Annotated in this window: 22 protein-coding genes and 1 tRNA gene; all 23 read left to right on the forward strand. The window is 34.7% G+C overall.

Annotated features, from left to right (window positions below; translation table 11 throughout):
• The first annotated feature begins 888 nt into the window (after positions 1-888).
• Complete coding sequence (locus NC796_RS07600) at positions 889-1044, forward strand: hypothetical protein (RefSeq protein WP_310683586.1); 156 nt, start codon at positions 889-891, stop codon at positions 1042-1044.
• Between the two features lie 21 nt (positions 1045-1065).
• Positions 1066-1380, forward strand: coding sequence for a hypothetical protein (locus tag NC796_RS07605; RefSeq protein ID WP_310683588.1), 315 nt, complete (start codon positions 1066-1068; stop codon positions 1378-1380).
• Between the two features lie 16 nt (positions 1381-1396).
• Positions 1397-1552: a hypothetical protein gene (locus NC796_RS07610; protein WP_310683590.1), complete on the forward strand. Its 156-nt coding sequence runs from the start codon at positions 1397-1399 to the stop codon at positions 1550-1552.
• A gap of 114 nt (positions 1553-1666) precedes the next feature.
• Positions 1667-2128 (forward strand): hypothetical protein, encoded by a 462-nt coding sequence (locus NC796_RS07615; protein WP_310683592.1) that lies wholly within the window; start codon positions 1667-1669, stop codon positions 2126-2128.
• Positions 2129-2640: 512 nt separating this feature from the next.
• Positions 2641-3024: a hypothetical protein gene (locus tag NC796_RS07620; protein ID WP_310683594.1), complete on the forward strand. Its 384-nt coding sequence runs from the start codon at positions 2641-2643 to the stop codon at positions 3022-3024.
• Positions 3025-3027: 3 nt separating this feature from the next.
• The gene (locus tag NC796_RS07625; RefSeq protein WP_310683596.1) at positions 3028-3198 is read left to right on the forward strand and encodes a hypothetical protein; all 171 of its coding nucleotides are present in this window, start codon (positions 3028-3030) and stop codon (positions 3196-3198) included.
• Positions 3189-3262 (forward strand) — tRNA-Gly (locus tag NC796_RS07630). The genes NC796_RS07625 and NC796_RS07630 overlap by 10 nt, the downstream gene beginning before the upstream one ends.
• A 30-nt stretch (positions 3263-3292) precedes the next feature.
• Positions 3293-5092 carry a terminase TerL endonuclease subunit gene (locus NC796_RS07635; RefSeq protein ID WP_310683598.1) on the forward strand — a complete coding sequence of 600 codons (1800 nt, stop codon included), beginning with the start codon at positions 3293-3295 and terminating at the stop codon, positions 5090-5092.
• Between the two features lie 69 nt (positions 5093-5161).
• Complete coding sequence (locus NC796_RS07640) at positions 5162-6433, forward strand: phage portal protein (RefSeq protein WP_310683600.1); 1272 nt, start codon at positions 5162-5164, stop codon at positions 6431-6433.
• 82 nt (positions 6434-6515) lie between these two features.
• Entirely contained in the window at positions 6516-7388 is an 873-nt protein-coding gene (locus NC796_RS07645; protein ID WP_310683601.1) for a head maturation protease, ClpP-related, read from the forward strand.
• 85 nt (positions 7389-7473) lie between these two features.
• Positions 7474-8733 (forward strand): phage major capsid protein, encoded by a 1260-nt coding sequence (locus tag NC796_RS07650; RefSeq protein WP_310683603.1) that lies wholly within the window; start codon positions 7474-7476, stop codon positions 8731-8733.
• A gap of 204 nt (positions 8734-8937) precedes the next feature.
• On the forward strand, positions 8938-9594 hold the full coding sequence (locus tag NC796_RS07655) for an NUMOD3 domain-containing DNA-binding protein (protein ID WP_310683605.1): 657 nt from the start codon (positions 8938-8940) through the stop codon (positions 9592-9594).
• 142 nt (positions 9595-9736) lie between these two features.
• A complete protein-coding gene (locus NC796_RS07660) occupies positions 9737-10363 on the forward strand; it encodes a hypothetical protein (protein ID WP_310683607.1) in 627 nt (208 codons plus the stop codon).
• Positions 10363-10692, forward strand: coding sequence for a phage head closure protein (locus tag NC796_RS07665; RefSeq protein ID WP_310683609.1), 330 nt, complete (start codon positions 10363-10365; stop codon positions 10690-10692). The genes NC796_RS07660 and NC796_RS07665 overlap by 1 nt, the downstream gene beginning before the upstream one ends.
• 19 nt (positions 10693-10711) lie before the next feature.
• Positions 10712-11017: a hypothetical protein gene (locus NC796_RS07670; protein ID WP_310683611.1), complete on the forward strand. Its 306-nt coding sequence runs from the start codon at positions 10712-10714 to the stop codon at positions 11015-11017.
• An 11-nt stretch (positions 11018-11028) separates the two neighbouring features.
• Positions 11029-11400, forward strand: coding sequence for a hypothetical protein (locus NC796_RS07675; protein ID WP_310683613.1), 372 nt, complete (start codon positions 11029-11031; stop codon positions 11398-11400).
• Positions 11401-11472: 72 nt separating this feature from the next.
• Entirely contained in the window at positions 11473-11949 is a 477-nt protein-coding gene (locus tag NC796_RS07680; protein WP_310683615.1) for a hypothetical protein, read from the forward strand.
• Position 11950: 1 nt separating this feature from the next.
• Complete coding sequence (locus NC796_RS07685; protein WP_310683617.1) at positions 11951-12337, forward strand: DUF3168 domain-containing protein; 387 nt, start codon at positions 11951-11953, stop codon at positions 12335-12337.
• A gap of 178 nt (positions 12338-12515) precedes the next feature.
• Positions 12516-12956: a hypothetical protein gene (locus tag NC796_RS07690; protein ID WP_310683620.1), complete on the forward strand. Its 441-nt coding sequence runs from the start codon at positions 12516-12518 to the stop codon at positions 12954-12956.
• A gap of 26 nt (positions 12957-12982) precedes the next feature.
• The gene (locus NC796_RS07695; RefSeq protein ID WP_310683622.1) at positions 12983-13321 is read left to right on the forward strand and encodes a hypothetical protein; all 339 of its coding nucleotides are present in this window, start codon (positions 12983-12985) and stop codon (positions 13319-13321) included.
• 86 nt (positions 13322-13407) lie between these two features.
• A complete protein-coding gene (locus tag NC796_RS07700) occupies positions 13408-13665 on the forward strand; it encodes a hypothetical protein (protein WP_310683624.1) in 258 nt (85 codons plus the stop codon).
• A 79-nt stretch (positions 13666-13744) separates the two neighbouring features.
• Positions 13745-16204 carry a phage tail tape measure protein gene (locus NC796_RS07705; protein ID WP_310683626.1) on the forward strand — a complete coding sequence of 820 codons (2460 nt, stop codon included), beginning with the start codon at positions 13745-13747 and terminating at the stop codon, positions 16202-16204.
• A 129-nt stretch (positions 16205-16333) separates the two neighbouring features.
• Positions 16334-24397: a hypothetical protein gene (locus tag NC796_RS07710; protein ID WP_310683628.1), complete on the forward strand. Its 8064-nt coding sequence runs from the start codon at positions 16334-16336 to the stop codon at positions 24395-24397.
• Position 24398: the final 1 nt, after the last annotated feature.

Consider the following 24398-nt stretch of genomic DNA (forward strand, 5'->3'; position numbering starts at 1 on the left):
ATTATTTAATACATATAGATAAACAAACTGACACAATTAATAATGATAAAAGATTTACTACAGACAAGAAGTACTGAAAAAGGTCACCGACTCAAATACAGTCAGAGTCGGACATATTTGCTAATAGTGATGATACTTCTAATAGTAATAGTGTTAGGACAATTAGCAGTAGATATTGAGACAAGTAAAATAGAGATAGCAACCGACACTTTATTTAATTTAATACTCATATTCAGTGTATATGCACTTGGAGAAAAATCAATTAAGAATATTAAAGGAATACTGAAATGATAGACAAACTAGTTAAGTACCTATATAATAGAAAAAGATGGAATACTATATCACTTCCATTTTATTTGAATATCGGACAATATAGGTTATCAATGTATGCAAGAGATATAAATTTTGAATCACTTCGAATTAAAATAGAAAAGAAAAACGATTATTCAATAGTAAAGGTAATTAAGGAAGGTAAATATTAATAATCCAACGGACACTAATTAAAATAATAATACTATGAGCAACGGTAAAGGAGACAGAGACAGAACAGAAGACTTTAGTAAATACTATTCAGCACCTATATGGGACGTACTAGAGAATAAAGAAAATGATTGTAATTGCGAACAAGAGAAATGTAAGAAGAATGAAGAATGACCAATAAGAAATTAATATTATCTCTTCACGCAAAAGGTTGGAAAGTAAAGGGAATAGCAAAATATGTACGTACTCCATTAAGTAAGGTAAAGAGAATAATAAAAGAGAATACCCAACCAGAATGCAATAACATTTGCACGGACTTACTTAACATCACAACATTTAATGACAATAAAGAAATCTATATATGTAGGACATGCTATAAAGAAATAACAATAGAGAAAGAGAAGAACAATGAAAGACGTTAAACGCAATGCAATAATCAGTTTTAGCAAACGGGGTTGGGAAGTACATGAAATAGCATATCAGTTATCAGTATCACAGAATGCAGTTGAAGAAGTGATTAAAGAATATAAAGAGTCGGACACTAATACCAATGAACAAGATTAAATACCTTCAGACAATAATTCAATGGATTATATAAGAATAGCATATACAAAAGAAATAACTAAACAGATTGGGAAAGAAAAATTTAAATTAAATCACGCAAAAGATGATTTAGAGCATATTCATCCTGATACAGTTAACAGTATTGAATCCCTAGAAAAGTATATTGAAAAAATTAATAAGAAAATAACAGTATTAGAAGATATGTTAGATAGTAGTAGTAACTATGATAAACTAAAACTATTAGAAATGATATGTAGCGAAGCTATATTTTACCAAGTAGAAAAAGGAGTACTTTCAATTGAAGAAAATGAATACTTAGAACGAAACGGACACTAATAATAAATAACATAGTATGACTAAAGACAAAGAATTAAACAAACGTATTAAAGAAATAAGTAAAGCATTACAGGATAGTAGTATTGCAGCAAAGGAGTTTGCAGACAGTGCAAAGAGAGCAAACATAGCAGGAATTGAGTTAAAAGATATACTAAAGAAATACGCTTCCTAAGAAGTTAGAACACCTTACCCACATCATACCACTACTTACGCAACAGAGCAGACGTAGAAAGAATATTAAAAGAACAATCTAACGGACAAACTTAAACAAGATAGGATTAATATAATGAGTAAATACATAATATCAGAAGAACAGTATAAAGCAGCGGACAATAAAAAAAACAAAACTAAAAGAGATTTATTAATAAAATACATCTATACAATTGAAAGAGCAGATAACTATGATATTTCTATAGAACGTGATATTCATGAATTACCTTCTAATAATGAATGGTCACAAAAAGTCGGAGGCGATTACAAATATATATTTACTGTGACAGATAACGACAAATATGATAGGATAATTGAAAGGGCAAAGGAACTAAAGAAAGCAAATAAAGAGTCGCGACTACTAATGAAAAAACCTTTATACGACAGAATTGATAGAATAATACTAAGAGAACAACCAGAAAGTTATTCAGCAAAAAGCATGCAATTAGATATTAGTATAAAGAAACTTCAACGGGCAATAGAAAAAGAATTAATACCAATAGCCAATTCACTAAATAGATTTATCAATGGACAATAATATAAACGACAGAATAGAATATTTAACAAGAGCAGTTAAAGAAGCAGGAGTAACTACAGAGGAATTACGTAAGATGTTAACTAATCTAGATTCGTCGGACACTAATAACAATGAATAACATTAAATACCTTCAGACAATAATAAACAAATCAGGTACGACAGATAAGGATATTAAAAGAATAGCAAGTATCCTTAAGGACTTACTATTAGAAAGAGATAGAGAACAAGACTATAACTTGAACAGAAGATAATAACAAATAGACTCGCTGTTTAAGGAGATAGAACACTTAGGGACATCATACCACTACTTACGCAATTGAGTACAAGAGAGACTAATCTAGGTAGGAATATGACTAATGCATGGGATGATATAACGCAAGGGGGGTCTAAATTCTGACATATACAACAGACCTTGTAATCTACAACCCCGCCTGATTTTTTTTATAAAAAACAACACTGGGTCGCAGGACTAAGACTACAATCGGTAAATAAACAATCAAGAGAGTAAAATAATGGAAAATGGAAAGTATCAATACAAACCGCACACACCAAAAATTTTAAATGATAACGGTGCTGAATTTTGGGAATTATATTGCCGCTATTTAATGGCAAGAGATGTGTTAGAACCTGCTTTTTTACCCATAATAGAGAGTTTATGTGTCTTAGAGCAGGAGAGAGTGGAAATACAAGAGAAATTGAACAACAAAAGTGGTGATTCAGAACTCCATAAAACATTAAATACAGTTCTTACCAAGATACGGCAATTAAAAGATGACTTGGGGATATATCCTCGTAAAAATGAGTTCAAAAATCCTTACAAAAGTGATGATAAAGAGGACGAAAAAGAGAATGAAAAGCAAACTAAACTACGTTCATTAAGAGCAAAAAATTTCTAAGAGATGAATATAAATAAAATAGAATCAGTTAAGGATGATTACAACACTTCTATAGGAAAATTAGCAATTGAAATATGTGAAAAACACCCAATGTTTTGGGCACAAGATGAAGAATTTTGTAGAAAAGATATAGAACGTTTGATAGATAAGATTAAGAAAGCAAAGCAGGAGTAGTTCACGTTAGAAGAACAGTTCCCTTCCAAGGAAAAGGTCAGCAGTGCAATTCTGCTCTCCTGCTCAAATATTCAAGAGAGAGGAAAAATTTAAAATGGAAATAGAAATTATCCCATCAGGGATTGATGACATAGATACGTATTGCCGACAAATCCTTAACGGTGATATTCCATCGTGTATATATACCAGGCAAGCAGTAAACAGATTTCAGAAGGATTTAGAATATCAAAATACAGAGGACTTCCCGTATTATTTTGAACCTGAAGCAGCACACCACTTCTTTAATTTTGTAGAATCCTATCTTAAACATTTTCAGGGACACTTCTCCGGCAAACCTATTGTCCTTCAACCTTTCCAGAAATTCATATTAGGGCAATTATTTGGGTGGTTACATACTGAACGCAAACATGATACAGCAATTCGCAGGTTCTCTGAAGCATCAATATTCATGGGTAAAAAGAATGGGAAATCCATGATGGGTGCTTTTATCGCACTTTACTTTTTACTCTTTGAAGGGGATGCAACGGAAGTATATAACATCGCCATTAACCGCAATCATTCTAAAAAGTTAAGTTGGAATTCAGCACAAAAGATGATAGAGAATTCCGAAGAATTACAGGAACTCTTTAATATAAATCATTCAATAGCATCTTTAGGAATTAAGTGTCTGGATAATAACTCATACTATGAACCCATTGCGACAAAATCAGATACAGCAGACGGGTTAAACGTTTCCTGTGCAATTTTTGACGAGAGTAAAGATAATACTGATTTCAAAATGGTGGATACTATTAAGGCAGGAACCACCACTAGATTAAATCCATTGTTTGTAAATATATCAACAGCAGGTTTTAGAACGGACACAGTAGGATATGACTATTACCAAAGAGATATAGCAATACTATCAGGGGAAGAAAAACGAGATAATATTTTATCCATCATTTATACCATTGACGAAGGGGATGAGGAAAACTGGGATAGTGAAGAAATATGGAGAAAAGCAAACCCATTATTTGATGAATCTATAACTCAACGTCATTTCAATGAGAGGATACAAGAGGGAAGAAATAAAGTAAGAGTTAAGAATGATGTACTAGTTAAAAACCTGAATCTATTCGGTCGCAGTGATAAAGGATGGATGGACATTGAGAAATGGGATGCATGTCATAAAGAAGGATTGACAATAGAAGATGTAAACCACTTACCTGCTATTATATCATTTGACTTATCTAAAAGATTGGACTTGACAAACGTTAAAATCACTTTCTTCGAAGGTAATTCAATAAATAATGTAAAGGTATATCCCTTTGATTATTTCTTTTTGCCAGAGGATAGATTTAGCAGGGATGATGATAGGTCTCAAAAGTATCTTTCTTTAATACAGGAATGGAAGGACATGGGGGATTTATTAGTAGCAGGGAAAAGTAGTATAGAATATGAAATCATCACTGACCAGATAATCCAAATGTGGGAAGAATTTAATGTTAGATATGTAACATATGACCCATATCAGTCAGAAACTATAATTAAAGATTTGGCGGCAGTGGGTTTAACTGATGATGATTTTATCAACTTCAATCAATCATCATATAAAGATTGGAATATAGCAATGAAAGAAATGGAAAAGTTAATAGTCGATGAACGAATACAGCATAACGGAAATAAAGTAATGCGTTGGTGTATGGAAAATGTTGCTATTAAAGAACATTCCTATAATGATACTATTAAACCTATTAAGATTTCTGATGAAAAAAGAATTGATGGAGTTGATACACTAGGTATGTCAATTTGGACTTATGTAATTTCAGACATGAATAAATCACAAGAGACTAAAAAACTATCTCCAATAGCAGAGAGAATCATTAAAATGAGAAAACAGAAAGAAGAAATATAAGTTACAGAAGAGACACACTTCTACCAATACATATATATAGAGAAAAGAAATTAACTATATGTATGTAATATGAACATTTTTTCAAGAGCAATTCAAAATTATTCTAATCAGACAAGCACCATTAAAAACCCTGAACCTTGGTTGTTAAGAAACCTTGGTATTAATACAAAAGGTGTAACTGCAACAGATAGAAAGTCATTAGAGTTATCTGCGTTCTATAGTGGTGTAAATATCATAAGTAATCATATTGCTAGCCTACCTATAAATATTGTCAAACGTGATGAAAATGGTAATACAGAAGATTTAGACCACCAACTTAACGAGATACTAAAGTATCAATCATCACCCTACCTTTCAGCAACCCATTTCAAAAAGTTATTAATAGTTCATGCTTTAGTATATGGTAATGGATTTGCAAGAATAGAACGCAGTGGAAATAATATTACAGGACTTCATATAGAGAAACCAAAAGACACGGACATCTTTAGAGATAAAAGTACAAGAGAAGTATTCTATAAATTCAAAGACATAGATAGAATGTATAGTGCAAGGGATGTTATACATATTTATGACTTTACTCTAAATGGTTATTCCGGTCTTTCAGTATTAGAAGCAGGGGCAAGAAATAGTTTTGAAGGACACCTATCAGTTCAAAATTTTAGTAATAGATACTTTGAGAATAATGCCCATATAGGAGGGATACTATCTACAGATGATTCATTAGGAACAGAACCTTCAGTTGTAAATGAAGCAAAAAGCCAAGTAAGAAAAGAATTTGAACAAGTATATAACGGTCAAGAGAACTGGTTTAAAACAGCAATACTTGAAGGTAGTTGGAACTATGAGTCATTGGATGTGAAAGCATCTGATGCAATGTTAATAGAGAGAGCACAAGCAACGGTTGAAGATATATCACGTTGGTTGCAAATGCCATCAAGTTTCTTAACTGATAAGGAAGCAACGAGTTACAAAGCAAAGGAAGCAGATGCCCGTTCTTATGTTAACAACTGCTTAAACCCTAAGATAAAATTATTTCAGAATGAAATAAGGAATAAACTTTTTACTGAAAGTGAAAAGGAACAAGGATATACAGTATTAATTGACACTAAACAATTAGTAAGAGCATCACTTGCAGATACTGGGGACTTCCTTTCTCAGATGATTGATAGAAGTATTTTCACAATTGATGATGCATTAGATTTCCTAGATATGGACACAGTTGGATTAGATATAAGAATGCAACAAAAGAATATGGGAATATTAGGAGAAGAAAGTCCAGATGAAGAAGCAATTGAAAACCTAAGAGATTCTTTAAATAAGATATTAGACGAGTCAAAATAATTACAGAAGAGACACACTTCTACCAATACATATATATAGAAGAGAGAAAATAATTTAATACTAACATCAAGAGAGTTAAAAAATGAAGAATGAAAATAGTTTCCTGAATATCTCTATAGATAAGAATGAACAGGAAAATATTGCAACAATTTCTATTGACGGAGTAATTGGAGAAGACCCATTTACGCCAGAAGATGAGCAAAACACTGTTCAGAATATGAGAGATAAATTAAAGGAAATTGCTGAATTAAATGTAGATGAAATTCAAGTTAATATAAATTCCTTAGGTGGTTCAGTTGATACAGGATTAGCAATACATGATTTGTTGAAAGAGAATTCAGCAACTGTAAAAACTAAAATTCAGGGAATGAGTGCTAGTTCAGCAACTATAATATTCCAGGCAGGAGATGAAAGAGAGATATCCACTAATGCAATGATGTTAGTTCATCGTGCTTGGACAATGGGAATTGGTAACACCACTGATTTTGAAGCACTAGCAAAGGACTTAAAAAAGACTGATAGTGTTATTTCCAATATATATGCAAAGAGAGGAAATAAAGACCAAGAATTTTACATGGAACTAATGAGTGAAAACGGTGGAGATGGTAGATGGTTAGATGCTGACGAAGCAGTTGACTTTGGGTTAGTTGATAAAGCAGTTGAACCTAAATATAAAAAAGTGGCAATGGATAAATCAGTTTTTGACCAATTAAAACTTCCAGTTCCTCAAAATATGACGAAAGAAGAGGAAAAAGAAAATAATTCTAAGCAAATGACTTATACCATTGGTGTTGAAGTTGAAGGACTTGAAAAACTGAAAGCATTGAAGGAAGAGTTAAAAGACGAAGACAGTAAAGAAGAAAAAATTGAGAATAAAGAAACAGACAGTTCTGATATAACTAGAGAAAGAGAACTTGAGTTAATGAGAATGAAATCAGAACTATTAAGAAGTTAATAATAACAACAGGGTAAAAGGTTCTCCATCAAGAGAGAACATGCTCCCTTTTAATTTTAATTAAAATCAAGAGAGAAACAATAAGATGGACAAAATAAAACAACAAAGAGAGAAGATGAATAAAGCTCTTGAAACGATGGAGAATCTAAACAAAGAATATAAAGGTGAAGATTTTCCAGAAGGTGTTCAAGAGAAATTTAACGAAGCAAAAAAGAACTATGAAAAGAGTTCTAATATACTAGCAAGAGAGCAAATGCTAGAAGAAAAACGTAAAGATGATGCACTACGCAATCATAATGACGGTTCTAATAAGAAACCTAAGAATTTCAATTTCATAGATGCTGTTAAATATGCTGTTAACCCACGTCAATTAGACAATTATAAACAAGGGTTTTACGCAGAACTTAACAGAGAAGCAGAAAATGAAGCATCTGCCGCAGGTGTAACATTGCAAGGTGGTAACGGTTTAGTACTTCCTACGAACGTATTAGGCGGAGGTATTAGAAATGACCTTACAATTAGTACTGAAGGTGGAGACCTCACATATGACGAAAGAGGGGCATTCATTGAAGATTTGAATGAACGTTTGATTCTACGACAATTGGGTGCTGACTTTATGACCGGATTGGTAGGAGACGTTAAATTCAGTAAAGAGACAAATTCACCAACATTTACTTGGGAAGGTGAAACTGACTCTAATTCTGAAAGTACTCCTACATTTGGTAATGTAACTTTATCACCAAAACGTGGTGGAACTTTTGTAGATATTTCTAATCAGGCATTAAAGCAGACTTCTCCTTCTGTAGAAGGTAGAATAAGAGGACAATTGCTTTCTGCTGCACAACGTGGTATAGAAAGTGCCGCAATTAGTGGTTCAGGTGCTTCCCCAACAGGAATACATTCTGCCGCAACTAAAATAAGTGGTTCCACTGGAAACGGTTCAGGTTCGCTTGCATATAATGATGTAATTGACTTAGAAGGTGAAGTTGCATCTAAAGATGCTAACGTTGGTAGTTTAGCATATTTGGCAAGTGCAAAAGGACGTTCTGCTGCTAAGAAAACCAAAAAAGATTCCGGTTCAGGAATCTATGTATGGGAAGACAGTGAAGTGAATGGATATAATGCTTCTGCAACTAATCTTGTAGCAGATGGTTCAACATTCTCACCATTCTACTTTGGAAACTTCAATGATGTCTTGATAGGCATGTGGGGCGGAATTGAGTTACTACCTGACCCTTATACACAGGCAACTAATGGAATTACTCGATTAGTGATGAATACTTATGTAGATGTAGGTATAGCACATGACGAGAGTTTTGCGTTTTACGAGGTCGATATAACGTAATAGTAAATAATAACTAATAATTAAGGTTCTTTGTGTAAAAGCAAGGAACCTTTTTTTATTTAAGCATTTCTCCAAATTATTGAGACAATTTTCATCTACACTTATATTTATTAATACAAACACACTACAAAGATATTTTTAATGGTTGGCATCAATTAGTAGTGTGGTTGGTGTCAACCATTTTTTATTTAAGGAGAGTAAACAATGACTATTAAATATTACATATATAAAATAATAGACAGGACAACTGATAAATTTTACATAGGTTGTCGAAAATGTGAAGGTAATCCTGAAAACGATAACTACATGGGCAGTTATAGTGATAACACTTGGCAACCAAATACTGACAATTTAGAAAAGCAAATACTAGGAATATTTACAGATAAGGTTGAAGCATATCAACTGGAAGAGGTACTAATAAATAAATGTAGGGAAAGGTTTGACAATTGCGTTAATGGTAAACCATATTCTTACAAAGTATTTTTAGTAGATAAAAGCGGAGAGAAATCATACTGGTATGGCAAAAATATTCCGAAAGAAGTTAGAATAAAATTGAGTGAAGCACATAAAGGCAAAAAACTTTCAGAAGAACATAAAGAAAAAATTAGTGAAACACTTAAAGGTAGGAAATTTGCTAAAAAAACAATTCAAAAAATGAGTGAAGCAAGAAAAGAATGGCATAAAAATAATGATATAAGAGGTTCAAATAATCCAAATGCCACAAAGGTAAGACATGTTAAGACAGATAAAATATTTGACTCCCAGAAAGAAGCAGCAGAGTATTTTGATATAAGTGCATCAAGTGTTCTTAAGCATTGCAAAGAAATATATCAAACTCAAAAATTTGAATATGTAAAATAAGATACTACTTACCATAACTGTTATATAAGACTCACTGAATTAACAGTGGGTCTTTTTTTTTATGTCTGAAAATGAAAATAACAGAAGAAACAGCAAACCTGCAATACATATACATAGAGAAGAGATAATTAAATAAACGACTATGAGTCACGTATACTACCATACAAGAAAAGAAGATAAACAGTATCCATTAGAGCAGACCAGTACACCAGTATCTGCTTCTGTTTCATTAAGTGATGCAAAGGATTTCTTTAGAGAAGATAGAACAGTTGAAGATTCTTTAATCACAGGGTTAGTTGATGCAAGTGAAAAAGTAATAGAGAAACAGACAGGGTATAATTTAATAGATACTGATTATAGAATGCATCTAACATCTTTCGAAAATATTAAAATCCCTAAAAAACCCTATAAAAGTGGTTCACTAACAGTTAAATATGATGATACTGATGGGAATGAACAAACGTTATCATCAACTGAATACACTGTTTATAAACAAGAAAATCCTGTAAGAATAGACTTTCACGGTGATAATTTGCCGGATTTAGAAAACGCAGACAGTAATGATTATCCAGTACGTGTTGATTTTACTATAGGATATGGAACAAGTGAAAGCGATGTTCCTGAAAGATTTAAGACATCAATTAAAATGATTGCATTGATATTGTGGAAAAGAGATTTACCAATGACAGTAGATGAAAACTTAGACCCAATGCAAATAAAATCAATTAGAACTCTAATATCTGGATTAAAGATAGGTAGGTTTCATTAATGACTGAACAATTAGTTGAGAGAATAGAATTTATATCTAAAAGTGGAAGCAGAGCAAATAACGGTGAAATAACCTATGCAACTTCTTCAATTGCTACGGTATGGGCAAAACCTATTCCAAAATCAGGCGATGAAGATACTACAGGAAATAAAAAGAAGAGAGTCCAAAAAGTCGATTGGGTAATCAGACATAGAGAAGATATAGATACTGCTGATAGATTAGTTTGGGATGGTAGGACATGGGATATTAAATCAATTAACCCATATTTCAAAAAAGGTAGAAGAAATTATAAATATATTGAATCGGAATTTACAGAAGGACAATTTTAAAATAAACAACAAATTTAAAATGAATGGTGAAGAAAAGAAGATACTAAAAACGTTAGATAACAGAGTTGAAAGAATAGAATCAGCATTTTTAGGAGATGAAAAAATGGGTTCAGTAGGTTTTATTCAACGGTATGAAAAGAGACAAAAAGAAATTGACAAACGACTAGAGGAAAGAGAAAATGAAGTAGATAACCGTTTTGAAGAAACTGAAGAACAAGTTGATGAAAATACAGAGAAATTAAATAAAATATGGTACTACCTAAGTGCCGCAATGGTTGCTGTGGGGTTTGGAGTAGACTATGTAGTGAGAATTTTCAGTAAATAGGATATATAATTATGGACAACCCAATTAAAATTTTGATAAAAGAAGTTCCAGAAAATGAACACCGATTTATAAAAGATACTTACGTAAAACTTTCACCAAAAGAAGCATATAAATTAATAAGTGAGGGTTATGCGGTCGGATATAATTCAGAATGGCCATTTCTAAGTGAAGAATACCCATATAGAAAAATATTATTCGAGCATGGTATTTATACAGAAGAACAATTAAAACCACGTTTGGGATATGCGGAGTCAATTGATGGAATTGGACAAAAATCAGTACAAGAATACAAGAATCTCTTGTTCTCAAATTCCCCTTCTAAGGAGTCCGATAAAGAAGCAATATCATATGACTCCAAAGAGAATGAAGTACAAGAGAATTAATGCCAGACAGGTATAATTGGAAAGAAGGGGACGTAGAAAAGCTAATTAAAGAACTAGAGGAATTCATTGAGAATGGGTGATATAAACGTTGATATAGACCAAAAAGAGTTCGATGAAGCACTAGATTTATTATCAGATATGCATGATTCCATTGATAATAAGTGGTTAAAGAGTACAGGACGGAGAAAAACAAAACCTATCATACAGAAGATGCAGAATAATTCTCCATCAAGTAGATTAAAAGAAATGATAGGAGTGACTACAGCAAAAACTAAAACACCTTTCCTTAAAGTTGGTGTTGTAAAAAATGATGTCTCCTTATTTCCTAATATTTCTAGTTATGGACTTGCTGGAATTTTAGAATACGGGACTGTAGAAAGATTTAGAACAGCAACAAGGTTTGGATTAGTAACTGGTAAAATACCCACTGGTAAAGTACCCGCACGTAAATATGCGTTTTTACGTAGTTCATGGGATTCAGGAGTAAAGAAGTTCGAAGCAGATTTTATAGCAAGTATTATTAAGAAAATTGAAAAGGAAATGAAATAAGATGGCAAAAGACGAAGCAATATTTTCACTAATCACTGGTGATACTGAAATCAATAATGAGATTAACGACAGAGTAACTCCAATAGTCAGAGACGAGGGTTCAGGGTTTCCCGCAATAACTTATAGAACTGTTAATTCTAACAGAGAATATGACAATGATGGGATTTCCATTGTAGACCATTCCTTTGATGTACACGTATACGCAAAGACGTATAGCAAAATGATGGAAATAGCACAACTTATAGAAGATAATTTATCAGAAAAATCAGGTACTTTTGGTGGAGAAACTATTGAGTATGTAAGAATAGAATTAATTAATGATGACGATTATTTACCGGAAGAAGAAGCATATGCAATACCTATAGAGTTAAAAATCCGGTTTAAGTAATATATCACTCTGACATTCCCTTCCTAAGAAGTTAAAAAAACACCTAGTCGATATATACCCCTTTCTATTAATAGGTGTTTAACCATATAAATAATTACAGAAGAAACCGACTTCTAACAATACATATATATAGAAGAGAGAAATTATAACAACAATTTAATCAAGAGAGAATAATAAAATGCCAACAATCACAGATAAAGAAGAAATCCGTAAAGGTAGAGAACTTGAGTTCAAATATAACGGGACGAAAGTAGGCCGTGTGCTTTCTTTTAGTATAACTGTCGATGGAGAAACAATTAACGTATCTGATATTGATTCCGGAGAATGGAATGATAAAATAAGAGGTCGTAAAGATTGGAATGCTTCATTAACAGCACACCGTATAGAAGATGTTTCAGGTTCTTCCCAACAAGGTAATATAACTTCTGACTTCATAGATACAACTAATTCAGGAAGTATTGAACTTGGACCATCCTCACCAACAACAGGAGATGTTATTTATTCAGGCGATGCTTTTGTAAATAGTTTCACCTTTGATGTGGCGGGTTCAGACGAAGCAGTTGAATCATCTTGGGAATTCGAAGGAGATGGTGCACTTACTCGTTCAGTAACAGCATAATACATAACATAAAATAAACTAAAGAGATGATAGAATATATCAAAATAAACGACAAGGAATACCCTATAAAGTTCAGTTTCAGAGCAGTTTTCAGTTATATGAATGGGTCAAATGTTGAGACACTTGAAGATGCAAATACAGAAGTGTTATTAAACTTTGATTCTTTACTGAAACTCTTTGAACAAGCATTCAAAAAGGGTGCTAAAAAGGATAATGATTTTGATGGTAAACCATTGACAGCAGATGAAATTGAAGATGCTATAGATGAAGAACCATCACTATTCATAAAACTGCAAGAAACCTTTAATAACTCTAAAGTTATGAAGGCATTTGCAGGAGAGGAATTAGCAGATAAAAAAAAGTAGGTAAAGAACCTGAACCTTTAACACAGGACAGAATTTATCAGTTAGGTATAGGAGTCTTAAACCTAAATGCTGATGAACTATTAGACATGACTCCAAGGCAATTCTTTAACGGACTTCATGGAAAATATGAATATGATAAAGAGTCTTTAAGTGTTGATAGACAACTATTGTATTCAGCATTACGGTATAACGCATCAAGAATTTCCGCAGGTCTTTCAGGAAAACTTTCAAAGCATATCCAGAAACAAAAGTTTCCTTGGGAAATGGACAAATTAAAGGAACCAGGTTCAAAATATATATCCTACGATAAAGTAAAAGCATCCCTAGATATGATATCAGAATAATAATCAAGAGAGAATACAAACTATACTCCACGGAATATTGGGGTATAGTTTTCTTATATAAAATCAAGAGAGAATAAGCATGGCAGGTACAGAGAGAAACGTCTCATTCATCATAGGCGCAAATATAAAGAACTTTCAAAAGAACCTGAATAAAGCACAGAAAAGATTCAAAAGGTTTGGACGAAAGATGCAACGTATTGGGTCAAGTATGACTCAAAACATCACCACTCCTATAACAATTGCCGCAGGTGCTTCTCTAAAGATGGCGGCAGATTTTGAAAAATCAATGACTAAGATTGAAACCCTAGTCGGACTTTCTTCTACTGCCGTTGATGGAATGAAAGATTCAGTTATAGACCTATCTAATCAGACTGGACAATCTTCTAAACAGTTAGCAGATGCATTGTTTGCAGTAACTTCAGCAGGTTTAAGAGGGGAGCAAGCACTTCAAGTATTAGAACAATCTGCAAAAGCATCAGCAATTGGATTGGGAGAGACGAAACAAATAGCAAGGACAACCACTGCTATTTTAAATGCATATGGTAAAGAAAATATTAGTGCTTCAGAAGCAACTGATAAACTTACTGCTATTGTAAGAGAAGGTAATCTTGAAGCAGAAGAATTAGCAGGGTCGTTAGGTAGGGTATTAGGACCAGCATCTCAAATGGGAGTATCATTTAGTGAAGTAGGTGCTTCAATCGCTACTTACACGAGATTGGGAGTTAGTGCAAAGGAAGCAACTACAGGACTACGTTCAATTCTTAATTCCTTAATTAAAACCACTCCTAAACAAAGAAAAGCGTTCAAAGAATTAGGAACATCTGCTCAAGAGATAAGACAACAAATAGGTCAGAAGGGGTTAGCAAAAACTCTCACCGATTTAATAAAAAGTTCTGATGGTAACATTGAAACATTAGGTAAACTTGTACCAAATGTAAGAGCACTATCAGCAGTGTTAGGTACAGCAGGTTCGCAGGGACAAGAATATAATCAGATTGTTGAAAACATTGCAGATTCTAATGAAATTGTAAATGATGGGTTTGCAACTGTCTCTGAAACAGTGACACAAAAATTTAATAAATCAATACAAAAACTTACTAACCTTGGGATTAAAATAGGTAGTAAACTAATACCAGTATTTAATAATCTTATAGAAAAGACTTCAGTTGTCTTTGATTGGTTTTCTAACCTTTCTTCATCAACTATTGAATATGGAATTGCAATAGCAGGTATAGTTGCAGCACTTGGACCACTCTTATCAATGTTTGGAACATTAGCAACTGTAATAGGTGCGTTGATGTCTCCTGTAACATTAGTAATTGCTGGACTTGCAGGGTTGATAGTAGTTGGTAAAAATATAATTGATAATTGGGATATTGTTACAGCAAGTCTTGAAAATCTATGGGCAAGTTTAAGTAATTCAGCATGGTCGTTGGTTGCATCTATAACTGATGCTTTCGTATCAATGGCACGTAGTATTTTAGATTCATTCAAAGCAGTTACAGATAGACTTGCTCCATCTTTATCACCTGCATTGGAAGGTGTAGACCAATTCCTTAAATCAATGTCTGATTCTGTTAATAAGAATCTTAAAGAAAGTGACAAAGCACTAAAAAAATCCTATAAAAACTTACTTCAAGCAAAAGATGGAGCGGTAGGGTTTGGAGAAAGTTTAGGTGATATAAAAGATACATTAGGAGGATGGTTAACAGGACTTAAAGACTATATTTTTAAAACTGACAAGGCATCGGAGAGTACAAGAACATTAAGTAAAGAACTTCAAAATCTAAAAAAAGGATTGGGAGTAAGTGATGTTAGTGTTTCAGGTGATTCAGCATCAAAAGATGAGACCGGAGATGCAGGAGTAAATGATAAACAGGCAAATAGACATATTTCTAATTTGGAAAGTATGACTGCCGCCACCACTGGATTTAAGACTGCAACAGAAGCAGCAATGGTGGAAGGACCAAATCTATTTGAAAAGTTTGTTATGGATGCACAGGAGGCAGGAAAGAATTTTAATAACTTCATGGCAAGTCAAATGACATCTGCTGTTTCAGCATTTGCGCAATCAGTTGGTAAATCAATGGCAGGTGTAGGTAATGAATTTGCAACAGGATTAGAGAAAATATTATTAATTGTTGCTGATTTTGCTAAACAATTGGGTCAGATGTTAATAGCAATGGGTTCAGCAATGTTATTAATACCAGGTACTCAAGGACCCGGTGCATTATATCTTGCCGGTGGTGCTGCTCTGACTGCAATTGCTACGGGAGTATCCGCAGGAATTAACAAAAGAATGCAAAACAGAGAGCAAAGAGGTCAAGCACAAGGTATGGCAGATGGTGGTATAGTACCACCGGGATTCCCTAATGATACTTTCCCTGCTATGTTATCATCAGGAGAAACGGTAATACCAAAACCTAAACCTTTACCTAGCGGAATGGGTGGAGGACAAATGATTACAAATGTTGTAAATCTTGACGGTAAAGAGATATTCCGTAATCAGAAAGAAGTCAACCACAGAATAAATAGGTAGCGCATTTCCCTTCTAAGGAGTTCAATATAACAGCCATGTCTTACCATTAAGAAGGGCACAGAGTTGGAGAGAATTGAAGTAAGGCATGTAAGAAACTATTACTAAAGAGAGAATAAAACAAGAGAGATTATGGCATACAAGAGTAAGTACCATATAATTAATAAAACACACATCAACGGGAATTTTACAACTTTTAGAGTTGAACTACTTGAAAGAAATTACGGAGGAAGTTCTACTCTAAAGAATGGTGATGGCGGAAAACCGTTTAAATTCAGTTACAACGGAGCGGACGTAAAAAAGATATGGGATAACCCTATACAAAAGGGTGAATTAGTATTAAATCTAATGATTGAAGAATTATCTGATGTAACTATACTTGATGATATCTTCAACAGTGATGAAAAGAAGTACAGACTAAGATTAAAGCAGGATGGTAATATTAAATGGACAGGGTATGTTATCCCCGATTTAATAGATTATAATGAAGGACCATTCCCGTTTGCCGCATCTATAACAGCAAAGGATTTACACTTACTTGAAAGTAACGATGCTCCTACCAATTCAGATATAAGTTATAATAAATATATAACTGGTATATCAAATCTATTAAATAATTCAACTGAATTAAATCTTGATATAGTATCCTACAATGATTGGTCTGCAAATAATTTAAGCGATACAGATGATTATTTTAACCAAGTCTACTATGACGAGTTTCAAAATCAAGATTTTAGTTCTTTTTCTAATGGTACTTTTGAACCAATAACAGAACTTGAAGCACTAAAGAATATACTTCCACCAGGATTTGTTTTAAGACAATGGAATAACCAGTGGAATATTTACGATTTATCACATCTAGCAAAAGACAATGCTTCGGTTGAAAAATTCCAATATGATTATACAGGTAGTTTAGTTGCTTCCTCTTCTAACGTTGATTTAACGGTTGATGTAGATAAGGATAAAAGATTTTTATTAGGCACATCTAAAAACAAACCTTATCCAGCAGTTAAGAAACTTGAGTTAGAATATAACCACAAAACTGCTATACAAAATCTACTCTTTGAACCTGAATATTCTGTGTTTGTTTCTTCTGTCTTTCCAGAAGAGAAAATGAGAATAGAGCAGGCATCTGAAAGTATTGTAAGAGTTGAAGGAGAAGTTCAAATACAGACTACACAATCTGGTTTTGTAACTGCTTCTGCGGACATACTTGTTTCAGTGGGTGACCATCAGATGGATATTAACGATGGTACTTGGGGTTCAAATCAAGGTAATAGTAGTATTAATGTTTCTGGATTTGGTCCGGGGTATATATCACAAAGTTTTCAGCAAAGAAGTAAAAATATTCCTGAAACTGTATCAGGTTCTCAATTCACTGTACAAATGCAATATGGTTCGGTGGAAGGTGGAGAAAACCCTGATGAAGTTAAATGGGTTGATATGTCGTCTTATTATATCAACGGGGATGCAGTAAGTGATGGTGCTTCTAGGAACCTAAGATTAAAAAGGACTGGAAACTATACTTACAATGCTGAATTGGAAAAGATAATATTTGGTGAAGGACCAGACAGAGGTATAGATAGTTTATCTAATTCTGCAATTCGTTATTTAACAGGAGGAAATCACAGGACATTAACAGACTTTAAGCACGTTGGTGGTACAGGTGTATCTTATGAAGAGTTCGTGATGACAAACATCATGAATATGCAGCGTAATTCTAATAAAAACTTAGATGCTGATTTACTTGCCCTTTTCCAACCTACTGATGTACTGACATACAGGTCTAATAACCACTTTTTATTAAATGGTACTCTGTCTGGAAAAGATTCTAAATGGCGGGGAGATTTAATTAGACTTCAATGGGCAACGGCATCTAATGACACATTTTCAGAGTATGTTAAGATAGGTGAAAATGATGCAGGTTCAACTGTAGGTTCTTCGACATCAACAGTTTCAGGGATTGACCAAGAGGAAGCAGATAACAGATACTTCAATGAGTCTGAAAACCTTTCTGAAGGTGACCCTGTAACAATGAGAAGTAATTTAGATGTTTATTCTACAGTCGAAAGTAATGATAGGTTTTTACAGATAGCAAATGAATTGTCTGAAATAACTAATGTTTCAGGTTCAAAGACTTTTGATAGTTCTGTAACTATCCAACAGTATTTAGACATGGATAGTGATGGACGAGTTCAAGGGGATGGCAGTGGAGCAATTGAAATTCTTGCGGACGACGGTACTAACAAAGGAATATTAAGAGTTGATAAAGCAATAATAAATGATTTAGAAGTATCAGGTAGTATAGATAACACTATTACTAATGAACTTCATGTAGAAGACCAGTACATAGCAGTTAATGCTTCCCAAAGTGGAACACCTACATTAGATGGTGGAATATATGCTGAACGTGGTTCTTCAAATGATGCCTATTTATTCTGGGATGAAGGTAATGACAAGTGGGGTCAGAAACTTGGTATAAGTGGTTCATTTGATAGAATAATATTCGCTAGTGAGATATTCCCAAATGGAAATAACCAGGCATTAGGAACTAGTAGCAATGTAGAATTCAACAATATTGTTGCTAATGGGTATATAGATGTAGGTTTATTCCCTGAAGGTTCTTTACCTGCACATAAAGAAGGTAGATTATTTTATCAGTCGGACGAGAATGCTTTAAGTTACTATAACGACCAATCAGAAGTAACTATTAACATTGGTCAAGAGAGTGTATTAAGAGCAAAGAATGTCGAAGGTAGTTCTATTTCAAATGGTGATGTAGTATATGTTTCTGGTAGTTCAGGTGATAACCCTGAAATAAGGTTGGCAAGAGCAGATTCAATAGATACGGTTGATTCAACTATAGGATTAGTTACTCAAAATAATATCAATAATAACGGTGTTGGTTATATAACAACTTTCGGACGAGTTAGAGGATTAGATACAAGTGCGTTCAGCGCAGGAGATGAAGTCTTTATATCCACAACAACCGCAGGAGGAATAACTAATGTTGAACCTTCTTACCCTAATTTTGTTTGGAAAATTGGGTATGTCATACGCTCTCATGCAAGTGAAGGAATTATATTTGTTGATGTAGAGCAACAAAACGATGTATATCAACAAGATAGTATATTATTTGCTAACGGAGATGGTAGAGCAGCAGAAAATAACGATAGACTGACATGGGATAATACAAACTTTATATTTGATATATCAGGTTCTCTAAATGTATCTGACCTACTCACCATCAACGGAACACAGTTATTCACCCTAGGACAAGAACAGGCATTGGGTACTGGGGATTCACCTACCTTTGCAGGGGGTACGTTTAATGGGGTTGTTAATATAAGCGGAGGCAACCTAGATTTTGATATTAATGGAAATGACAAAATCCGTTATCCACGGCATATACTACTCAGGGAGGCCGCTTGGGATGCCGGAGATTATTTTGATTGGAGAGTAGCAGGAGCACCAGGAAGTGAAGGTATTCGTGTTTATTGGCATGATGATAGTGTTCCTTCCGACACGGAAATATTCCGACTTGATAAATCTGGAAATATTACTCAAATAAACCAGCTAACAGCAGGAGGCCTACTCACCGCACAGGCAGGGATGACAAGCAATGGACAAATAACCATAAATGCAGATACAACTCCAGCATTGAATATAGTCGGTGGTGGTTCAGTCCCGACAACTGCAAAAATCAGATTATCAGTAGGTGCCACAGGTGTATCTGATGCCCCTGGAATCTTATTACTTAATGAAGATAATAGTGCTTCCGATGAATCATTTTTAACAAATAGGGATGATGATGCATTCACCTTTGAATATCCTGAAGGTACAGTATTAGCAGAGATAAAATCTGGAAGTGGAGATTTCAATGTAACATCTGGCGATATCGACATCCAGTCAGGCCAAATCCAAACACAGGTAGGCCAACTCACCGACATCTACTTCATGGATCAACCTGTGCGGACGAGTGATGATGTGGAGTTTAATAAAATGCTATTAAACACAGCGACGTCCTTTGATAGTCCTACCTCTGGTTCTCAATTACAAATCGGCGATGATGGTGATGGTAACGACCATTGGCTTACATTAGGTAGGAGCGGAGTGGCCACTTCTGGTATAGAGTGGGTAAGAGTAGGGACAGTAGATGCTAGAATCTTTATGGATTCAGGAGAGGACTTGAACATTACTAATGATTTTGGGCATAGGATATTCTTAACTGGAATGTCTGGTGTTGGTATTGGTATTCAAGACCACCAAGGCTACACCCTAAACGTCAACGGGACAAGTCAGTTTAAGGATGACGCAACCTATCTCCAAAAACTGACTGACGACGTATTCAATAGCGGATTTGGCGGAACAGGATGGAGAATAGATGAGAACGCAGATGCAGAGTTCCAAGACTTGACAGTACGTGGGACATTCAATGTATATGAATTATTGATACACCAAATAAGAGCAACAAACGGAAGTGTACTAATAGCAAATTCCGGCAAAGTATCTGGTTCTTCCAACATCGCAGGTTCCCAGTACTACTTGACGTTCGACACTGGTAGCAGTTATGGTCATTCTTTCCAACAAAATGACATAGCATTAGCACAACGTTTTGATGCGGACAGTAATTCTCTCCATCAATCATTCATACAGGTTGACAGTGTAGTCAATAACGGAGCAGTAAGTGCATCTCTATTATCAGGTTCAGTACCTTCCGCAGGATTTGAGTACGTGAGACTAGGTAACACGTCGGACACTGATAGACAGGGACACATCTACCTAACGGCAGACGACAGCAACTCACCGTTCATAGGAGTACGTGACGGAATGGATGCAGTTGCAGACTTCACTAATGGAACGGGAAGTATAGAAAAAGTAAGAGTCGGACGATTAGACGGAATAACTTCACCAGAGTTTGGAGCACTAGACGGGTACGGACTTTGGGCATCGGGTTCTGTTTACTTGGAAGGTGGAATTGCAGCAACCTTTGGTAACATCGGTGGTTTTGGAATATCAGACACTGCAATCTCATCATCGAATAATGAACTGATAATGAGAAGTAACGGACAGATAACAGGTTCGAATGTCTTATTTGATGGTGGTAAGATAGGTGGATTTACCATTAATAGTGAAAAACTAGAAAGAACGGGAACAGGTACTAGAGTATCCATCGGAAATGATTTAAATGATGAATGGAGCAGTGGAGACGATGTAGCAATAACTGGATTCTTCAACAATGAGACAAGACCATTCATAGGTGTTCAAAACAGCGGTGGCTCTCATGTGTACATGAACATAGAAAGTGGAAATCCTTATTTAAATTCCAAAGACAATAATAACAATAATGAAGTTCAAATAGGTGAGTTGACAGGAACCGGACATTCTGGTCAATATGGAATATATATTAGTTCAGGTTCGACAGAAGTATTCCATGTTCATGGTGGTGGCGCAGAAATAGCAGGTTGGACATTCGATAACACTTCACTTTCCGCAGGTAATCTGACACTTAGCTCATCAGGACAGATAATCAATTCCACACAATTAGATAGCACTAACGCATATCAATTTGACAATGATGGTAGTGGTAATTTAGCAGGTAAAAAAATCCGTTGGAATTCTGACGGACTATTAAGAATACAAGGAGCAATCCAATCCAGAGCAACAGAATATGATATAGCAGAGCAAGGTTCAATGTATGCTTTATCTAGAAGAGTAGTTCCTAGAGATGGACTCATGGATTATGCTATCTTTGAAGATAACACAAAGATATGGGTAAATGGAGAATTAACGGAAAGTGGTAGTGCTGGTGATAATGGTACATTAAATCTTGTACAAGGAGATTTAATTGACGTAAATAAACCTGTCAACATTATTCATAGTAGAGCAGATAGTATTCCATCGGAAGTTTATAGTGGAAAATTATTTGGTGTTCATTTAGATAGGGACGGACCACATACATTTTATTTAGTATCATTCCAAGGAGAAGCAAATGTTTCGGCATCTATCAGTCAAGACTTTTCTGACGGTACTAATTTTACAGTTCAAGAAACAGATGAAGATACAAATAATGTTTATACGTTAGACGAAACAAACGATGGATATGGTGCTGGTGTAGGATTAGATGCTAATGGTGATACATATTATATAAAATCTGACAAACCAATAAGCATTTTTAAACAATCGGGAACATCTGACCAAATGCTTCTTGCTCCAATGAGTAAGGAAGTGTTAATACATGATATTTCTTATATCAATAAGATAGGTTCGGCAACTGTTAATACAGTGAGTGGTGTATATGCCTATTCTGATGAACCATTTTCAGTAAATCACTTTGCAGATGGTGCTGGAACAAACGCGGAGCAAGGTGTTCCATATGAAATGTGTGGAGATACATATGGTGTACACCATCCTGTAGCAGATTATATAATAGTTGCAATTGAACCTTGTGAAGTAACGGTAACAAATGATAATGGTGTTTGGGCAACTCATGATTTAACAGCAGCATCAAGAGACAATCCTGTAATAATCACTACTGGTTCGGATGCTGGTGGTGGAACTGCTTTTGACAGTGGTGCAACGGGTTGGAAATTCACAGGAACAGGTAAATTCTATATTAGAACAAATGACAACACAGATGAATATTCTGTTCTTGGTTATGATAGCAGAAAGAGAAACAGAGACGGGCAAACATTAATACGTGGTGGTTTTGTAAGAACAGGACGTATTGAGTCGGAAAATTGGGATGGAACTAGTGGAACAAGATTTGACTTAAACTCTGGTTCACTTCAAATGGGATACGGCGGAAACACTGTATTTGATTTTAATGCTGCATCTTCTACTGCACAAATAGCAGGTTGGACATTTGAAGCAAATAAACTCGAACGTACTGGAACAGGTACTAGAGTATCCATCGGAAATGATTTAAATGATGAATGGAGCAGTGGAGACGATGTAGCAATAACTGGATTCTTCAACAATGAGACAAGACCATTCATAGGTGTTCAAAACAGCGGTGGCTCTCATGTGTACATGAACATAGAAAGTGGAAATCCTTATTTAAATTCCAAAGACAATAATAACAATAATGAAGTTCAAATAGGTGAGTTGACAGGAACCGGACATTCTGGTCAATATGGAATATATATTAGTTCAGGTTCGACAGAAGTATTCCATGTTCATGGTGGTGGCGCAGAAATAGCAGGTTGGACATTCAGCGATAAAAGAATAAACAAATCTATCACCGGCGGAAGCATCAATATACTGTCGGACGGTACAGCATTCTCTCCTGCCAACTATGATACAAAACCAGTCATCAACGTCTTTGATACTTCAAATAACTTCTTGGCGGAATTTGGAAATATATACGGACGTTCCACCCATTCTGGATTTGCAGTAAGAACAGGATTAAGTACTGGTAGTATAGTATTTGAAATGAGCTCGGACGGTACAAGTAATGTTCAGCAAATAGCAGGCTTTGACTTTGATGCGGACACACTAAAAAAGACTATTGGTGGGCAAGAGATAGCAATGGGTAATTCCGATGCTTACACAACATCATTTAATGGATTTTCTGTAGGTAATAGTACAGATAATAGAATTGTAATGGGTGAGTTAAATGGGGATTATGAATTGAGAGGTCCTACTATTTCGGGGAATCCTATATTTCAAATGGGGTCTGTTACGAATCAAATAGCGGGGTGGACATTCGAAGATGACAAATTTTACGGCGGAAACACTACCGGAGAATACACAGGAATGCAACCAGGTGCTGGAAGTACTAAAGCATTCTTTGCAGGTGCTGATGATAAGAGTGGAACTAATGCAGACTTTTACGCAGAAGCAGATGGTACTGTTAAATTAACATCATTTTTCAGTAATAGGGTTACAATACCAGATGATGATTATGTTCAGATAGCGGATGGAATTGGAGCAATAGCAATGGTATTTGCACAGTATGAACAATATGGTGCAAGTTTTGGGTTGAGACTCCAACCACTTGGATTAAACCACTTAGAAAACTTTGATGCTGGAAATAGGTGGGAAGGTGATAATATAACTGGTGAACCTACTGGAACAAGTGGAACAGATGGACAGGCAACTATATTTTACAACGCAGATAATGATGTATTTATAGAAAATAGGTCAGGTGCATCAGCAGATTTCTTCTGGTATTTTGCTGGCACACTGACCTAAA

Origin of the sequence: Aliifodinibius sp. S!AR15-10 (assembly GCF_031569985.1) — a bacterium.
Classification (GTDB): domain Bacteria; phylum Bacteroidota; class Rhodothermia; order Balneolales; family Balneolaceae; genus JAMQKA01.

Excerpts from the sequence above, each read along its gene's own strand:
- NC796_RS07635 (WP_310683598.1), top strand. The coding sequence starts at position 3,293 with ATGGAAATAGAAATTATCCCATCAGGGATTGATGACATAGATACGTAT.
- NC796_RS07615 (WP_310683592.1), top strand. The coding sequence starts at position 1,667 with ATGAGTAAATACATAATATCAGAAGAACAGTATAAAGCAGCGGACAAT.
- NC796_RS07685 (WP_310683617.1), top strand. The coding sequence starts at position 11,951 with ATGGCAAAAGACGAAGCAATATTTTCACTAATCACTGGTGATACTGAA.
- NC796_RS07640 (WP_310683600.1), top strand. The coding sequence starts at position 5,162 with ATGAACATTTTTTCAAGAGCAATTCAAAATTATTCTAATCAGACAAGC.
- NC796_RS07620 (WP_310683594.1), top strand. The coding sequence starts at position 2,641 with ATGGAAAATGGAAAGTATCAATACAAACCGCACACACCAAAAATTTTA.
- NC796_RS07600 (WP_310683586.1), top strand. The coding sequence starts at position 889 with ATGAAAGACGTTAAACGCAATGCAATAATCAGTTTTAGCAAACGGGGT.
- NC796_RS07675 (WP_310683613.1), top strand. The coding sequence starts at position 11,029 with ATGGACAACCCAATTAAAATTTTGATAAAAGAAGTTCCAGAAAATGAA.
- NC796_RS07625 (WP_310683596.1), top strand. The coding sequence starts at position 3,028 with ATGAATATAAATAAAATAGAATCAGTTAAGGATGATTACAACACTTCT.
- NC796_RS07670 (WP_310683611.1), top strand. The coding sequence starts at position 10,712 with ATGAATGGTGAAGAAAAGAAGATACTAAAAACGTTAGATAACAGAGTT.
- NC796_RS07705 (WP_310683626.1), top strand. The coding sequence starts at position 13,745 with ATGGCAGGTACAGAGAGAAACGTCTCATTCATCATAGGCGCAAATATA.
- NC796_RS07655 (WP_310683605.1), top strand. The coding sequence starts at position 8,938 with ATGACTATTAAATATTACATATATAAAATAATAGACAGGACAACTGAT.
- NC796_RS07700 (WP_310683624.1), top strand. The coding sequence starts at position 13,408 with ATGACTCCAAGGCAATTCTTTAACGGACTTCATGGAAAATATGAATAT.
- NC796_RS07605 (WP_310683588.1), top strand. The coding sequence starts at position 1,066 with ATGGATTATATAAGAATAGCATATACAAAAGAAATAACTAAACAGATT.
- NC796_RS07660 (WP_310683607.1), top strand. The coding sequence starts at position 9,737 with ATGAGTCACGTATACTACCATACAAGAAAAGAAGATAAACAGTATCCA.
- NC796_RS07665 (WP_310683609.1), top strand. The coding sequence starts at position 10,363 with ATGACTGAACAATTAGTTGAGAGAATAGAATTTATATCTAAAAGTGGA.
- NC796_RS07710 (WP_310683628.1), top strand. The coding sequence starts at position 16,334 with ATGGCATACAAGAGTAAGTACCATATAATTAATAAAACACACATCAAC.
- NC796_RS07690 (WP_310683620.1), top strand. The coding sequence starts at position 12,516 with ATGCCAACAATCACAGATAAAGAAGAAATCCGTAAAGGTAGAGAACTT.
- NC796_RS07695 (WP_310683622.1), top strand. The coding sequence starts at position 12,983 with ATGATAGAATATATCAAAATAAACGACAAGGAATACCCTATAAAGTTC.
- NC796_RS07610 (WP_310683590.1), top strand. The coding sequence starts at position 1,397 with ATGACTAAAGACAAAGAATTAAACAAACGTATTAAAGAAATAAGTAAA.
- NC796_RS07680 (WP_310683615.1), top strand. The coding sequence starts at position 11,473 with ATGGGTGATATAAACGTTGATATAGACCAAAAAGAGTTCGATGAAGCA.
- NC796_RS07650 (WP_310683603.1), top strand. The coding sequence starts at position 7,474 with ATGGACAAAATAAAACAACAAAGAGAGAAGATGAATAAAGCTCTTGAA.
- NC796_RS07645 (WP_310683601.1), top strand. The coding sequence starts at position 6,516 with ATGAAGAATGAAAATAGTTTCCTGAATATCTCTATAGATAAGAATGAA.